Origin of the sequence: Collinsella sp. CLA-JM-H32 (assembly GCF_040098165.1) — a bacterium.
Classification (GTDB): domain Bacteria; phylum Actinomycetota; class Coriobacteriia; order Coriobacteriales; family Coriobacteriaceae; genus Collinsella.
Window position 1 is genome coordinate 224,187 of the sequence record NZ_JBBNMZ010000002.1, and the last position, 15,508, is coordinate 239,694.

A 15,508-nucleotide genomic window follows, 5' to 3' on the forward strand; every position below is an offset into this window, starting at 1 on the left:
GCTGTCATAGGAAAAATCAATTACAGATGAACATCGGGATCGAGCATTTGAGCGCTCACGCGCATGGATGACGCCAAGTTTTGGAACGTTTCCAGACGCAGACTGTCGATCTGCCCGGCGTCCTCGGCCTCGCGAACGGCGCAACCCGGCTCATGGGTATGTGTGCAATCGCCAAACCGGCACGCGCGCGATGCCTCGACAATCTCGGGGAAGGCGCGCGCCAGACCCCGCTCGTGACCCACGAGCGGTAGGCTGCGCAGGCCCGGGGCATCGGCGATCACACCGGCGTCGCCCGGCAGCGCCACCATCACGCGCGCGACGGTAGTGTGACGGCCCTGGTCGTCGCGTTCGCGCACACCGCCGGTCGCCAACGTATCGTGGCCCAGCAGTGCATTGAGCAGCGTCGACTTGCCGGCACCCGACTCGCCCAGAATCATGGCGCAGCTCCCGGCAGGCACGCAGACACGGACCTCGTCCAGGCCGCGGCCCTCAGCAGAGGACGTCACGATCACGCGCACGTCCGGACCCACCAGGCGGCGCACGCGGTCCAGATCGCGCTCGAGCTCCTCGGCATCGCAGCGGTCAGCTTTGGTGAGCACCACCACCGGCTCGGCATCGCAGTCGAGCGCCAACACCAGCGAGCGCGCCACGCGGTCGAGCAGCACCTCACCGGCACCGAGCGCCTGCACGATTAGCACGCTATCCACGTTGGAGCAGAGCACCTGACGCTCTCCGCGGGCACGGCCGCGCCAACGCTCAAAGCTCGTACGGCGCGGCAGAACGCACTCAATCACGCCCATATCGTGCCCGGGAGCGCGGCGCACCGCCGCACGGTCGCCCACGGCGGGCAGCAGCACCTCGTCCTCGCCGCGCGACTTGGCAAACCCCACGGCATGCTCGGCACGAAAGGTATCGTCGGCCGTCACCACCAGCGGAAACCCGCGATCTAAGCGCACCACGGCGCCAAGCTGCATCTGCTCGGGCTCCTCAGCATGTGCGCAGAAATCATCAAAGGCAGTCTGCTGGGTTTCATCGACTGGCAGGTCATCAAACGCCGGAACGTCCTGCAGCGCGTCAAGCCCCGGCACGCTTGCCAGCAGCTCCTCAGCAGATACGGGAGCCTCGGTCGCGAGCTTCCGACGACGATCACGCTTAGCCCGCGCCCCCGTCGTCTTTTTCTTCGCCTTAGCCTTAGCCTTGCCCACAAGCGCCTCCCAGCACCATAAATCACAACTGAGCAGGTATTTTAAATCAAAAAGAGCTGGCCGGGCAAAGCCCGACCAGCTCACAAACTTTCCCTCAGCCCTTTATCATCCGCGCGGGAGAAAAGCCAGCAAGGATACCGCAGGGCCCGCCCCGGAAGCCCTTTCTCCCGAACGATTCCACAGCGCGAAGCGCGAGGACCAGTGAGGGAGAAAGGGCGTGGGGCGGGCCCGGACGAGTGCGCTACTCTTTCTCCACCGCGCGCATGATCGCCTTGTAGATCTCCATCAGCGGGATGATCAGGAAGGCCAGGCCCAGCGCGGCAAGAACGCCCTTGAGCTCAAGCGTCACGGGGCCAAAGAACATCTCGGCAAGCGTCGGCTGCACGGTCACGATCACCGTCAGCACCAGTGCCAGCGCGGCCGAAGCCCACAGCCACTTGTTCTGCTTCTTCATGCTAAACAGCGACGCACGACGGCTGCGCATATTGAAGCAGTGGAAGATCTCGACCATGTTGAGCGTGATGAAGGCCATCATCACGCCTTCCTCGTCGGCATTACCGGCGATCATATCGGCGATGTGGATGTAGCCCATGTCAAAGTACACGCCCACAAAGAAGCTCGCCAGCACCAGCACGGTGATGATCAGGCCCTGGACCACGCAGTCCAGGCCCATGTGACCGGCAAAGACACCGTCCTTGGCGTTGCGCGGCTTGCGCTTCATGATGTCGCCCTCGGCGTCCTCCATGCCCAGCGCGAGCGCGGGGAAGCAGTCGGTGACCAGGTTCACCCACAGCAGCTGCACCGGCTGGAAGATAGTAAAGCCGATGAGCGTGGCGATGAACACCGAGAACACCTCGGCAAGGTTGGCCGAAAGCAGGAACTGGATGACCTTGCGGATGTTGTCGTAGATGCGACGGCCCTCTTCGCAGGCACCGATGATGGTGGCGAAGTTATCGTCGGCGAGCACCATGTCGGCGACGTTTTTGGTAACGTCGGTACCGGTGATGCCCATACCCACGCCGATGTCGGCGCGCTTGATGGACGGGGCGTCGTTGACGCCGTCGCCCGTCATGGCGACGATCTGATCGCGCGACTTCCAGGCCTCGACGATGCGGGTCTTGTGCTCGGGCTGGACGCGGGCGTACACGCCGTAGTCCTCGATGTGCGCGTCGAGCTCCTCGTCGCTCATGCGGTCGAGGTCGGCACCGGTAATGGCCTGGCTGCGGTCGGCGACGATGCCCAGCTGCTTGGCGATGGCCACGGCGGTGTCGATGTGGTCGCCCGTGATCATGACGGTGCGGATGCCAGCGTCGTGCGCCTCGCGGATAGCGTCGGCCACCTCGGGACGGACCGGGTCGATCATGCCGGACAGGCCGCAGAAGACCAGGTCATGCTCAAGCGCAGCGGGGCTACAGTCGGCGGGAACCTCGGTGTAGGTGCGGCTCGCCAGCGCCAGCACGCGCAGGGCCTCGTCGGCCATGGCCTTGTTGGCTGCCACGAGCTCGGCGCGGCGCTCCTCAGTCAGGGGGACGACCTTATCGCCCTCGTAGATATGGGTGCACAGGCCAATCACCACGTCGGGCGCGCCCTTGGTGTACTGCTCGTACTCGCCGTCCAGGGTCTCGACGACCACGGACATCATCTTACGGCCCGAGTCGAACGGGGCCTCGCCCACGCGCGGGTGCTCGGCAGTCAGGCCAGTAAGACCAGCCTTGCCGGCATCATTGACGAGTGCACACTCGGTCGGCTCGCCCACGGCCTCGCCCAGCTCCTCGTCCCACTGGGCATCGGAGCACAGCGCCATGCCGGCCAAGAACTTCTCCTTGGGCGCAGCGAGCTCGTGCTTGACAACGGTCATCTTGTTTTGAGTAAGGGTACCGGTCTTGTCGGAGCAGATGGTCTGCGTGCAGCCGAGTGTCTCGACAGCAGAAAGCTTGCGGATGATCGCCTGGCGCTTGGCCATCTTGGTCACGCCGAGCGAAAGGACGATGGTCACGACGGCGACCAAGCCCTCGGGGATAGCGGCGACGGCGAGCGAGACGGCAACCATAAAGGTATCGAGCAGGGCCGTCGGGTCGGTAAGGACGTTGCCCACGCCGTGACGGATGATGTCGACGCCAAAGATGACGACGCAGATGACGATAACCATGATGGTAAGGATGCGGCTGAGCTCGGCAAGCTTCACCTGCAGCGGCGTGAGCTCTTCCTTGGCCTCGGCCAGGGCGCCGGCAATCTTGCCCATCTCGGTGTTCATACCGGTACCGACCACGACGGCGCGACCGCGACCGTACACCACGGTGGAACCCATGTAGCACATGTTCTTGCGGTCGCCGAGCGGCACGTCGTCGGTGCCGGTGGCGAGCTCGATCACGTTGGCATGCTTCTCGACAGGCACGGACTCGCCGGTGAGTGCAGCCTCTTCGATCTTCATCGTGGCGCTCTCGAGCACGCGGCAGTCGGCCGGGACGGAGTCGCCCGCCTCGAGCATGATCACATCGCCAGGCACGAGCTCGGCACTCGGCAGGTGCACGAGCTTGCCGTCGCGCAGAACCTTGGACTGCGCCGCGCTCATCTCCTGCAATGCCTCGAGAGCTTCCTCGCTCTTGGCCTCCTGAACCACGCCCAGCACCGAGTTGACGATAACGACGAACATGATGATGGCGACGTCGGCAAAGTCCGCCTCACCCTTGACCATGCCCGTGAGTGCACTGATGACGGCGGCAACGATCAGCATGATGACCATGGGGTCGGCCATCTGCTCAAAGAAGCGCTTCCACAACGGCGTCTTCTCGGCTTCCTCGAGCTTGTTAGGGCCTGTCTTGGCGAGGCGCGACGACGCCTCGTCGTTGCTCAGGCCGAGGTCCTCATCGACACCTTGGTCGCTGAGTACCTCCGCCGCGGCGGACAGGTATTCCTTTTGCATATAGAGTCCCCTCCTGGGATTCGGGCCACTCAGCAGATTGATGCCCGATCATAATTCCCAGGAGAAGGGCAAGGGCTCATCAAGGCTGCCGTGCTGAGCGGCAGTTGATAGTGGAGCTATGGTACCCCAAAGCGGCGCGTCTAGCCAAAACATTCCAATTGGAAACACGGCTCGAGTGCAACGATGCAGACCGTATGATGTTCGACATTGATAAAACGTTTTTTCTTCGGTGCATCATCAAACTGAAATATCGCCCAGATAGCAGCGGTTAGAACGGTTGGTAAAGTTTTTGCATATACCGTTTATTCGCAAAAAATGAACTTCTAATTCGGCATACGGTCGATTTTTTGGGGTATTCGGTCGGCATTTCGTTATAATCATCTCAGTTTTATTTCTTATGGTTTATCTATCAGCGCAAGACGATGTCAGATGGAGGTCTGAATGTACAAGCGCACCAAGATTGTATGCACCATGGGTCCCGCCTGCGATAGCGACGAGACCATCCGCGAGATGATCAAGGCGGGCATGAACGTCGCCCGTTTTAACTTCTCGCACGGATCCTACGACGAGCACCACGGTCGCATCGAGCGCGTCCGTCGTATTTCCAAGGAGCTCGGTCTGCCCGTCGGCATCCTGCTCGACACCAAGGGCCCCGAGGTCCGCACCGGCCTTCTGGTCGACGGCAAGAAGGTTGCCGTCAAGACCGGCGATAAGATCGTCGTCACCGCTCAGCCCACGTCCGAGGATTTCCACGGCACCGCTGAGCACATCTCCCTCGACTACCTGGCTCTGCCCTCCGAGGTCGAGAAGGGCTCCCTTATCCTGATCGATGACGGTCTGGTTGCCCTCGAGGTCGAGTCCGTCGACGGCCAGGACATGACCTGCGTCGTTAAGAACGACGGCCTGATCGGCGAGCGCAAGGGCGTCAACATGCCCAACGTCAACATCTCGCTGCCCGCCATCACCGAGCGCGATCGTCAGGACATCCTCTTTGGCCTGACCGAGAACATCGACTACATCGCCGCTTCCTTCATCCGTGACGGCGAGTCCGTCCGCGGCATCCGCGAGCTTTGCCGCGAGAACGGTGGCGAGCACGTGACGATCTTCCCGAAGATCGAGTGCGCCCTGGGCGTCGAGAACTTCGACGAGATCCTCGAGGCTTCCGACGGCATCATGGTCGCCCGTGGCGACCTGGGCATCGAGATCAAGCCCGAGCTCGTTCCGCACATCCAGAAGGAGATCATCGCCAAGTGCAACGCGGCCTACAAGCCCGTTATCACCGCTACGCAGATGCTCGACTCCATGCAGCAGAACCCGCGCCCGACGCGCGCCGAGGTTGCCGACGTTGCTAACGCCATTTACGACGGCACCGACGCCGTTATGCTCTCTGGCGAGTCCGCTGCCGGTAAGTACCCGGTCGAGGCCGTCAAGATGCAGGCCAGCATTGCTCTCGAGACCGAGAAGTACCTCCCGGCTCACGCTCCACTCGAGGTTCCGGCTGACGCTCATGGCACCCGCGTCGTCAACAACGTTGTGGGTATGTCCGCTGTGAACATGGCTACCACCGTTGGCGCCAAGTGCATCACCGTGCCGACGACCACCGGTCGTACCGCTCGCCTGATCTCGCACTTCCGTCCCAACATGCCGATCTGCGCGTTCTCCCGCCACGAGTGGGCCGTCCAGCAGATGATCATGTACTGGGGCGTTATCCCGCATCAGGCCGAGATTACCCAGGGCACCGTCAACGGCACGATCGTCAAGGCGATCGAGACCGCTAAGGAGCTCGGCTACGTCGAGGCCGGCGATCTGACCGTCGCTACCGCCGGCGATCCCCGCATGAGCGTCCAGCTCGAGGACAAGGTCTCCTCGACCAACGTCGCATACGTCGCTCAGGTGCGCTAAATCGTACTTGCAAGCAGATTTGCATTGCAAAGGGCCCGGAAGGCTTCGCCTTCCGGGCCCTTTTTCTGTGCCAATGCCGCCGCACGGCAAAACACGCACTCATTTCTTTACCAAAAGCGCGAAATCCACCCTTCGAGGCCCAAAAAATAAAGCCCCAAGCGCTAAAAGTGTTCGCCCGGTGGCAAACCCACACCTCACACAGGGCTGATAAATCGTTTTAGCAAGAACCAAATCGACCTGGTTTTCGGAAGTATGCGGCAAATTCTGGAACCTCCGAGCACACCCTGTTTTTTCGCAACAAAATGCCTGATAAACTAGCCTCAAAAGCCAGGTCCGCTCATAGGGTTCAGATTTTGCCGCATACTTCCGGATTGACGCTGGCATCACTCGCTTCAAAGAGATGATTTCGGCCAGGAGGGCATTATGGACCTGACGCTTTGTGGGCAATCCGCCTTTAACTACTACCGCATCCCGCCGCAGGTATTAGGCCTTTACCCCGCCATTAGCCTTGGCAATATGGATCGCAGATGTTGTGGCCTCGGAAGTCATGCAGTTGTAAAAGACCTGCTTCACGCACCACTTCACAGGCTTGTATTCACTCGGGCACAATCCGGGTCGCGAAGCCTGTTTAAATCGCACCTCCTGACCCAAGAACCACCTCCGGGGTCGTTTAGGCAGACTGAACATGGATTTGATGTCACTTCACCGGTGTTCACGCTGCTCAGCCTTGCCACGCAGGTCTCACGCAACCAGTTACTCATGGCGTGCTACGAGATGTGCGGCTCCTTTGCAGTGTTTAAGCCCTGCGAGCGAACGCAACAACAACTCGATGAAGCTATTTCGCTTAAGTTCATTCCACCCAACTGCGGCTGGGAGCGAGTTAACGACACCAAGGGCAATGACACCAACTTGTGGAAGCGCACGCCGCTTCTTACCGCAACGGATATCGCCGCGTTCGCCAAGCAAGCCGCAGGCCTGCGCGGCGTCAAACAACTGCGCTGGGCGGCCGAGCACATGACGGGGCAGGCCGCCTCGCCCTTCGAAGTACAGACCTCCATGCTTATCTCGCTCCCCCGCGACGAGGGCGGCCAGGGCATCGAGATCGCCAACAACGCGCGCATCCCGCTCAGTGAAGCCGCACGTTCGCTGTATGACAAAACCTGCTGCTACGCCGATATCCTCATCGAAAGCGCCACCGACAGCATGGGCGTCATTCTGGAATGCCAAGGCCGCTCTGCCCACGACAGCGAAGCCGCGAGCCTCTCCGATGCCGAGCGCGCCACCGCACTCACAAGCATGGGCTACGACGTCATCCAAATTACCTATGACCAGATCAAGGAGAAGAAGAGCTTCGACCACATAGCCGAGCTCATCCATAAAAAGGCCGGGCTTCCCCACATCCCAAAGACCAAACAGGAGCGCATTGCCGAAGATACCTTACGGCAAGAGCGACTTGTCGATTGGGTTGAGCTATTCACTGCCGGGCCGGCCAGCTAGCAGCTAGCAATCAGGGGCAGCGCAGGCACATCGGGCGATTCGACACGGGCGGCAAAACCCGCCTCGGTCAGCTCGATGACCTCGGTAAACGTTGCGTCGAAGAATTCCTCGGTTAGCAGGCGGTATGGCGGATGGTCGGGATCGCCGGGGTTTTCGCGTACAATCTCGTGCATGACGCCGATGGTCTTGAGCACATACTCCTTATGGATGGGATACTGCCCAAAACGCGTCGCCGCAGTATACAGGCGATCGGTCGCGCGCGGAATCGAAACAATGCCGAGCGTCTTGCCGAACCAGTCAAAGTCGCCTTGCTTTTTAATGCGGAACTCCTCGCACGGCTTGCCGCCGTGCGCCTCCAGGTACTGATTCACGCGCGTATTCCATACGGTATCGGCCACCAGATGCGACCAGACACCCAGTGTCAAATCGAGCAACGACTGCGCCACATCTTCGGACGCAAGCGAGAACTCACGAGCGCCGGGACCGACAACCGGCTCAGCATCCCTGTAGCGCTGGGGATAGTGCACGCGATTCAGTCGCTCGCGCTCCTCGATAATCGAGGTCGCCGCGGCTGGCGCACCGGTGGGCGAACTTTTAAGCAACGGTGCCACATAGGTATCCCAGAACTCGTGCTCACGCGGCTTAGGGATAGGCTCGGGCTTGGCAAAGTGCGTAATGCGGTACGGGATGGGATCGGCGATGCCAGGGACCATATAGCCCACGAAAATATCCGGAACCACGCAGCCAAACAAAAAGGCATTGCGGTCGCGCACGCTCTTGGCAAGCGCACCGGTGCGCTCCAGCAAACGCTCCGTCTGAGCGATATGAATGTTCCAGCTTGGCATAGCCACCCCCATAAAAAACCTGGATAACTATACCATCACGGCAAAGCCGCGCGGGCGGCTACGCACGCTCTACGCAGCAACTAGTCCGTAGCACCGCTTTCGGTTCCATACGACGGCGAAGGCGCCTCGACCACATGGTGATATCGATCGATATAGATTGCACGGGCACCCAGGCGTCGCACCAAATCCTGGTGATGTGTGCTCATCAAGACCGTCTTACCCGCCGCGACGTAGGCCAGCAAGAAGTTGACCACGATGTCGCATGAATCCTCGTCGAGCCCATTAGTAGGTTCGTCGAGAACCAAGATATCGGGGTTCATCGATACGACTGCCGCCAGCGCCACACGCTTCTTTTGCCCACCCGAAAGCTGATAGGGCGAGGCATCGACCAGGTCGGCAACTTGAAACAGTTCTATGGCATCGTGCACGCGACGGTCGAGCTCGTCTGCCGGCAGCCCCATCTGCGCGGGACCAAAAGCAACTTCCTCACCCACCGTAGCGCAGAACAACTGGGCGTCGGCATTCTGGAACACAAAGCCCACGCGCTGATGGAACCGCTGGGCCGTCGCGGAATCCTTGAGATATGCCGCATCGACCATACACCCGTCAAACAGGTATGCCCCTGCGTCCGCGAGTTCAAGGCCGTTAATAAGACGCATAATCGTCGTCTTACCGCAGCCGTTGGGACCGAGCAGGGCAACGAGTTCACCACGATCGACCTGCAGCGACACGCCATCGACAACCGTATGCCCCGCATAGGAGAACACCACGTCGCGCAACTCAATAAGCGGCGCGCCCTCGGCGCCGCCCGCACCGTTCGTGCCCGCCGCACTATTCATATCGATCGTCAAAACGTCGCCCTTCCCTACTCACATCGACGGCTAGACCGCCCGCGCTACAGTACCGCACACAACACGGCGAGCAACGCCACGCCGACCGCATAGACCGCATCGCGCCAGCCAAATCCGCCCCGCGCGGGCGCCGGATACGCACCAGCAAAGCCGCGGCAGAGCATGGCCTCGTCCATCGCACGACTGCATTCCATCGCCTTGATAAACGTCATGCCCATGATACCCGCGACCGAGTCGGTGCGCGAAAACCCCTCAGGCGCGCGACCCACACTGCGCAGCATGACCGATTCGGTCAGATCGTGCGCCGTTCGGCCCAGCACCTCGATGTGCTTGAGCGCCATATCAAACGTAAAGATGACCTCGTCGGGCAGATGTAGCGTCTTGAGCGCCGCCGACATGCGGTTCCAGGTGAGCGTCCACGAAACACCCAGCACGAGCGACACGTTAATGAACGTCTTGAGCGCAATTTTGAGCATGGCGCCCGTAGCGGAAGCGCCCAGCAGCAGGGCAGGCAGCGCCAGAACCACGGCAAACCCCGCGGCAGCCAACGCCGGCACAAAGGTCGCGCGCAGCCCGCGTACAGGGCGCACGGCAACGAGCACCAGCGCGATAGCCGCCATCAACATGAGGTACAGCGGGCTCTGCGTCAGACACACGCACAGGACGCAAGCGAACATCCCCACCAGACGCACCGGAGCCGAAACGCAAGAAAGGGCGCGGTCGACCATCGACCCGCCCTCGCGTGCGCCTCCACCCAGGCGAACCCGCTCAAGCAGGCTCGCCAGGTGCAGGACATTCTTTTGCATCACACGATGCCGAGCCCCCGCGGGCTCGTATCGCTCCTCGGCTGCAAGCCAGCTAGGCAGCTCGGCTATTGCCATGAGCACCGCTTTCCTTAACCGTCAGCGAGATCAGACGGAATGCGATGGTGAGCACCGCCACGCCAATCACGCCGGACAGGATATACATGGCAGCCTGACCGGCAAAGCCAAGACCCTGCTCCTCGGAATAGGCCTGCAGATAATCGCCCGTGGGCAGAGCGTCGGCAAAGGTCGGGGTGTCGAGGCCGACCGAAGCCTGCAGACTGTCGTCACCAGCCTCCTGAACGGCGGTCGCGGCGCCCTCGGCGTCCCACTCACCCCAGGCGTCACCCGTGGCCAGTAGGCCCAGCGGCGTGGCCACGACAAGCACGGCGATCAGGATGAGCGTGGGGACCAGCGAGGTCTTCTTAGCAGCAGCGCCCTCGGCAGCAAGCTGGCCATCGACGGCCTCGGGCCCGACGATAATGCTCGGCGCCGTCTTCTTAATGAAACCGTAGATGGCGGCCGTCGCCACGCCCTCGATCACGCCGGCAACCAGCATATGCGGGATCAACATGGCCGGAATAGCCACGGACAGCGGGAAGGGGCAGTACAGCGGCGCGCCCGAAGCGTTGGTAAAGAGCATCGGCTGAATACCAAACTCGATTGCCGCGCACAGGGCCGCCAGGCACAGGCCGACCCAACCGCTCACGATGGCAGAAACCGAGGTGCCCCAGCTCTTGTCGTGCAGACGGCTGTTGAGCGCACGGAACACGATAGCAGCGACAAACGGCAGCACAAAGGCCATGTTAAAGCAGTTGGCGCCAAACGACAGAACGCCGCCGTCGCCAAACAGAAGCGCCTGCAATGCCAGCGCGACCGAAACCGCAATGGCAGCAGCCTCGGGGCCCAGCAGCAGCGCGATGAGCGCGCCGCCGACGGCGTGACCCGTGGTGCCGCCAGGTAGCGGCACGTTGAACATCATGAGCAGGAAGGAGAACGCGGCGCAGATGCCCAGGAAAGCCATGTGCTCGCGATCGAGCGTGGCGCGCACCTTTTTGATGCAATGAACCCAAACGGGCACCATCGCCACCGCCATAACGGCATCGGTCTGCGGGGACAGGTAGTTATCTGGAATGTGCATATACGCCTCCCGGTTATCGACGCACAGAATTGCAACGCCGCTTGAATCACCTTGTCAGTGTTACGCATTGTCAGATTCGTAACACGCCGCGGGCTATCATAGCAAAACGGCGCACTGCCGACAAAGCAGCACGCCGTTATGTAATGCGCGTGTCATATATGAAGGCTCAACGATATGAAGGCTCAACGGTGCCTTATACCGAAAACAGCAGTCACGTAAGACTCGGCGGCAGCCGACGCTGGCCTATATCCGGCGCAGGACCTAGCCGCGGACCTCGCCGTTTACGCCCTTGCACACCTTGGTGACGATCTTCTGGTGCGCCTTTTCGACCTCTTCGCTGGTGAGCGTGTGGTCGTCGGAGCGATACGTAAGCGCAAAGGCCATGGATTTCTTGCCCTTGCCGATGCGGACCGGATCGCGGTAGACATCGAACAGGCGCACGCCCTCGAGCAGCTTGCCGCCGGCACTCGTAATACGACGCTCAAGATCCTCGCAGGTCACAGTGTTGTCGACTACGATAGCAAGGTCGTGCTCAACGGCCGGGTACTGCGAGAACTCACGGTAGTTCTCCTGGTTGCGGGCGCCCTTGATCAGCTTGTCCAGGTCGAGCTCAAAGGCAACGACGACCTCGTCAATGCCCATAGTCTCGCGCGCCTCGGGGTGGATCTCGCCAACCCAGCCCAGCACGGTACCGCCCGAGAGTACCTCGGCAGCACGACCCGGTTGCAGGAAGGCATAGCTCTCGCCCTCGACGGGACGGAAGCGAACCTTCTCGATGCGCAGCTGGGCAAGCAGCTCCTCAACGATGCCCTTGCCAAAGAAGAAACGCAGCTTGCGGTACTTCATGTTCCAAGACCGCTCGCTCCACTGGCCCGAGAGCACGCCCGCCACGGACTTGGTCTCCTTGGGCAGGCTGGCGTTCTCGCGACCGTGGAACAAGCTGCCGACCTCGTACAGATGCACGTTGGGCGTGCCGTGGGCCTCGTTGTAGGCCACAGACTGCAACAGGCCTGGCAACAGCGAGCGGCGCATCTCGGTCTGCTCGGCTACCAGCGGGTTCATGAGCACCACGGGGCAACCGCGACCCTCGGTGGACATACCGATCTTCTCCAGGTCGCCCGGGGCGGCAAAGCCAAAAGTCGTGGTCTCGTTGAGGCCGCAGGCGCGCAGGATCTCGCCGACCTTACGAGTGAGCTTCTGCTCGCGGGTCAGACCGCCGATGTGGTTCTTGGCAGCCGGAATGGTCGCCGTCACGCGGCCCATGCCCCATAGGCGCAAGACCTCCTCGATCAGGTCGATCTCACGCGGCAGGTCGGGACGGAAGCTCGGCGGCGTGACCATAAAGTCCTCGCCGTCGCGCTCGACGGTGCAGCCCAGGCGGGTGAGCGAACGCTCGATAAAGTCGGGCTCGATGTCGGCACCGCAGATGGCACGCACGCGGGCCAGGCGCAGCTTAATGCTGTCGATGGTCTTGGGCGCGGGGAACACGTCCACATAGCCGGGAGCAACCTCGCCGCCGGCGATCTCCTCGATCAGCGCGCAGGTAACGTTGGCGACATCCACGCAGCCGGTCTCGTCGACCTGGCGCTCAAAGCGAATGGAGGCGTCGGAGATCAGCGACAGATCGCGGCTGGTGTGCGAGGTGCGACCGGCGTTGAAGCAGGCGCTCTCGACCATCACGTCGACGGTGTCGTCCTCGATCTCGGAATCCATGCCACCCATAACGCCGGCCAACGCCACGGGGCGCTCGCCGTCGGTGATGAGGCCCATGCCGGCGTCGAGCGTGCGCTCCTCGCCGTCGAGGGTCGTAAACTTCTCGTCCTGTTGGGCGGCGCGAACCACCACGCGACGATGGCCATCGCGCTCGGCAAAGGTGTCCAGGTCAAAGGCGTGCAGCGGCTGACCGGTGAGCATCATCACATAGTTGGTGATGTCGACGATGTTGTTGTGCGGACGCACGCCCAGGGCGTTGAGGCGCTTGACCATCCAGTCGGGCGACGGGCCGACCTTGACGTTGCGCACGATGCGGGCAACGTAGCGGTCGCACAGGCCCTCGTCAGCGATCTCGACGGAAAGCTCGTCGTCGGTCGCGCGGCCGGCCTCGGCCTTAATGGCGGGCAGCTCAACGTGGAAATCGCGGTCGAAGATGGCGCCGGTCTCGCGGGCCATGCCGATCATGGACAGGCAGTCGGGGCGGTTGGGCGTAATCTCGCAGTCGAGCACGGTATCACTCGAGCCCACGTACTCGGCAAACGGCATGCCGCAGGGCGTATCCTCGGGCAGGATCATGATGCCGGAGTGGTCGCCGCCCAAGCCGAGCTCGCGCGCGGAGCAGTTCATGCCCATGGACACGACGCCGCGAAGCTTGCTCTTCTTGATCTTGACGTCGCCGGGAAGCACGGCGCCAATCATGGCCGTGACGATGTGGTCGCCGGCCTCGAAGTTCTGCGCGCCGCAGACGATCTGCAGCGGAGCGGGGTTGCCGTCGGCGTCGAGGTTCTTGTCACCCACGTCGACCGAGCACACATACATGTGGTCGCTATCGGGGTGCGGGGTCTTGGTGAGCACCTTGGCGGTCACCACGTGGTCGAAGGACTCGCCCACGGTGTCGATCGCCTCGACCTCGGTGCCGGTACGGATATATTCGTCCGAAAGGGTCTTGGGATCCTCCGGAATATCGATCATGGTCTTGAGCCAGTCGTAAGAAACGCGCATCTAACTGGTCTCCTTTCATAAATGCGGCTTTGAGCCGGAAACTGCAACTAAGAAGAAAGCGTTCTAGAACTGGTTCAAGAACCTCATGTCACCAGTCATCAACGTGCGCAGGTCGGGCAGGTCGTAGCGCAAGGCCGCGACGCGCTCGGCGCCAATACCAAAGGCGAAGCCGGTGTACTTCTCGGGGTCGATGCCGCAGTTAATCAGGACGTTGGGGTCGACCATGCCGCAGCCCAGGATCTCAATCCAGCCGCTGTGCTTGCAGAAGTTGCAGCCCTTGCCGCCGCACACGTGGCAGCTCACGTCCACCTCGCAGGAAGGCTCGGTGAAGGGGAAGAAGTGCGGGCGATAGCGCGTCTTGCGGTCCTCGCCAAACATGCACTTAACAAAGTAGTCGAGCGTGCCCTTAAGGTCACCAAAGGTGATGCCCTCGTCGACGACCAGGCCCTCGATCTGGTTGAACTGCGGCAGATGACAGGCGTCGGCCGTGTCGGGACGATAGACGGTGCCCGGGCAAATCATGTAGATGGGCGGCTTTTGCGACTCCATGGTGTGAATCTGCACGCCCGAGGTCTGGGTGCGCAGCAGCACGTCGGACTCGCCGTGGGCGTGAGCCTCGGGGTGCGCGACGCTGCCGGGATTGTTGTCGACCACGTAGAAGGTATCACGGGCCGAGCGGCTCGGGTGATCCATGGGGGCGTTGAGCGCGGTGAAGTTGTAGTAGGAGGTGTCGACCATGGGGCCGGACTCGACGGTGTAGCCGATACCGCAGAAGATGTCCTCGGCCTCCTCGATAATCTGTTTGATCAGGTGCTGGTGACCGATCTGCGGACGGATGCCCGGCAGCGTGATGTCGACGGCTTCGTGCTCGAGTGCGTGCTTGAGGGCGGCGGCCTTCATCTCGGTTGTGCGCTCGTCGAGCATGCCCTCGATCAGCTGGCGCATCTCGTTGGCGCGCTTGCCCATCATGGGACGATCCTCGGGGGCGAGCTTACCCATCATGCGCATCAGGCCGGTGATGCGGCCCTTGCGGCCGAGCAGCTCAACGCGCGCGGCCTCGAGCTTTGCGGCGTCGTCGGCGCCTGCGACGAGCTCCTTGGCCTCTTCCTCGAGTTTGACCAGATCATCAATCAGACTCATGTCTTCCCTTTCGTCTCTCGCGCATTCGCTTGCCGGGGCGACCGATGCCGCTTGGCGCTGCGAAAACGCGGCCCGGTTCGGTAACAAAAAAACCGCCCTCGGGCATGTACATTGCCCAAGGACGGTTGAATTCCGCGGTACCACCTTGTTTGACCCGGCGGATGTCTGGCCCGCCGCGCCCACTCTGCGCCCCTTATCGCGAGGCTCACGGCTTCCCTACTGGGGCTTCGCCGCCGCTGGCCGCGCGCCCGTTGAGGTTGCTACTCGGGAGTGAACGCTTGGCCCTTGTCACCGCAGGAAGGCTTGCAGCCCATGACCTTCCCTCTCTTGCCGGCGACGCGGCGGGCAAAACCCTCTCCGTCAACGCATTGGGCTATAGGATAACACATTCTGCGAGTATATCGCCGCGTTCCGTTTTGTTCGCACTGGGTACAAGGCAGGTAGCTGTGCAAACTGGCCGCACGCCCACCCGTGGCGTCCGGTCTG

The 15,508-nt window shown here is 61.8% G+C and carries 10 protein-coding genes; 2 read left to right on the forward strand and 8 right to left on the reverse strand.

Annotated features, from left to right (window positions below):
• Positions 1-20 precede the first annotated feature (20 nt).
• Together rsgA and AAA021_RS02105 are read right to left on the reverse strand one after the other, a co-directional pair.
• A complete protein-coding gene (rsgA, locus tag AAA021_RS02100) occupies positions 21-1,205 on the reverse strand; it encodes a ribosome small subunit-dependent GTPase A (RefSeq protein ID WP_346979005.1) in 1,185 nt (394 codons plus the stop codon).
• Positions 1,206-1,446: 241 nt separating this feature from the next.
• The gene (locus tag AAA021_RS02105; protein WP_349087739.1) at positions 1,447-4,128 is read right to left on the reverse strand and encodes a cation-translocating P-type ATPase; all 2,682 of its coding nucleotides are present in this window, start codon (positions 4,126-4,128) and stop codon (positions 1,447-1,449) included.
• 441 nt (positions 4,129-4,569) lie between these two features.
• On the opposite strand from AAA021_RS02105, the gene pyk reads away from it, so the two are divergent.
• Positions 4,570-6,030, forward strand: coding sequence for a pyruvate kinase (gene pyk, locus AAA021_RS02110; protein ID WP_055250555.1), 1,461 nt, complete (start codon positions 4,570-4,572; stop codon positions 6,028-6,030).
• Positions 6,031-6,453: 423 nt separating this feature from the next.
• Positions 6,454-7,527, forward strand: a complete 1,074-nt coding sequence (locus AAA021_RS02115) for a hypothetical protein (RefSeq protein ID WP_349087740.1) — start codon at positions 6,454-6,456, stop codon at positions 7,525-7,527.
• On the opposite strand, the gene AAA021_RS02120 is transcribed toward AAA021_RS02115, so the two are convergent.
• The 6 genes from AAA021_RS02120 to pheS all read right to left on the reverse strand — a co-directional run bounded on the left by AAA021_RS02120 (position 7,524) and on the right by pheS (position 15,022).
• Entirely contained in the window at positions 7,524-8,372 is an 849-nt protein-coding gene (locus tag AAA021_RS02120; protein WP_271758490.1) for a hypothetical protein, read from the reverse strand. The genes AAA021_RS02115 and AAA021_RS02120 overlap by 4 nt on opposite strands.
• 80 nt (positions 8,373-8,452) lie before the next feature.
• Complete coding sequence (locus tag AAA021_RS02125) at positions 8,453-9,223, reverse strand: ABC transporter ATP-binding protein (protein ID WP_271758492.1); 771 nt, start codon at positions 9,221-9,223, stop codon at positions 8,453-8,455.
• Between the two features lie 44 nt (positions 9,224-9,267).
• Positions 9,268-10,104, reverse strand: a complete 837-nt coding sequence (locus AAA021_RS02130; RefSeq protein ID WP_349087741.1) for an energy-coupling factor transporter transmembrane component T — start codon at positions 10,102-10,104, stop codon at positions 9,268-9,270.
• Positions 10,082-11,167, reverse strand: a complete 1,086-nt coding sequence (gene cbiM, locus AAA021_RS02135; RefSeq protein WP_349087743.1) for a cobalt transporter CbiM — start codon at positions 11,165-11,167, stop codon at positions 10,082-10,084. The genes AAA021_RS02130 and cbiM overlap by 23 nt, the downstream gene beginning before the upstream one ends.
• A gap of 261 nt (positions 11,168-11,428) precedes the next feature.
• Entirely contained in the window at positions 11,429-13,882 is a 2,454-nt protein-coding gene (pheT, locus tag AAA021_RS02140) for a phenylalanine--tRNA ligase subunit beta (RefSeq protein WP_349087744.1), read from the reverse strand.
• Positions 13,883-13,945: 63 nt separating this feature from the next.
• On the reverse strand, positions 13,946-15,022 hold the full coding sequence (gene pheS / locus AAA021_RS02145; RefSeq protein WP_035136801.1) for a phenylalanine--tRNA ligase subunit alpha: 1,077 nt from the start codon (positions 15,020-15,022) through the stop codon (positions 13,946-13,948).
• Between the last annotated feature and the right edge of the window lie 486 nt (positions 15,023-15,508).

Coding starts and splice junctions, on each gene's coding strand:
- pheS (WP_035136801.1), bottom strand. CDS start 15,022: ATGAGTCTGATTGATGATCTGGTCAAACTCGAGGAAGAGGCCAAGGAG.
- AAA021_RS02120 (WP_271758490.1), bottom strand. CDS start 8,372: ATGCCAAGCTGGAACATTCATATCGCTCAGACGGAGCGTTTGCTGGAG.
- AAA021_RS02115 (WP_349087740.1), top strand. CDS start 6,454: ATGGACCTGACGCTTTGTGGGCAATCCGCCTTTAACTACTACCGCATC.
- cbiM (WP_349087743.1), bottom strand. CDS start 11,167: ATGCACATTCCAGATAACTACCTGTCCCCGCAGACCGATGCCGTTATG.
- AAA021_RS02130 (WP_349087741.1), bottom strand. CDS start 10,104: ATGGCAATAGCCGAGCTGCCTAGCTGGCTTGCAGCCGAGGAGCGATAC.
- pyk (WP_055250555.1), top strand. CDS start 4,570: ATGTACAAGCGCACCAAGATTGTATGCACCATGGGTCCCGCCTGCGAT.
- pheT (WP_349087744.1), bottom strand. CDS start 13,882: ATGCGCGTTTCTTACGACTGGCTCAAGACCATGATCGATATTCCGGAG.
- AAA021_RS02105 (WP_349087739.1), bottom strand. CDS start 4,128: ATGCAAAAGGAATACCTGTCCGCCGCGGCGGAGGTACTCAGCGACCAA.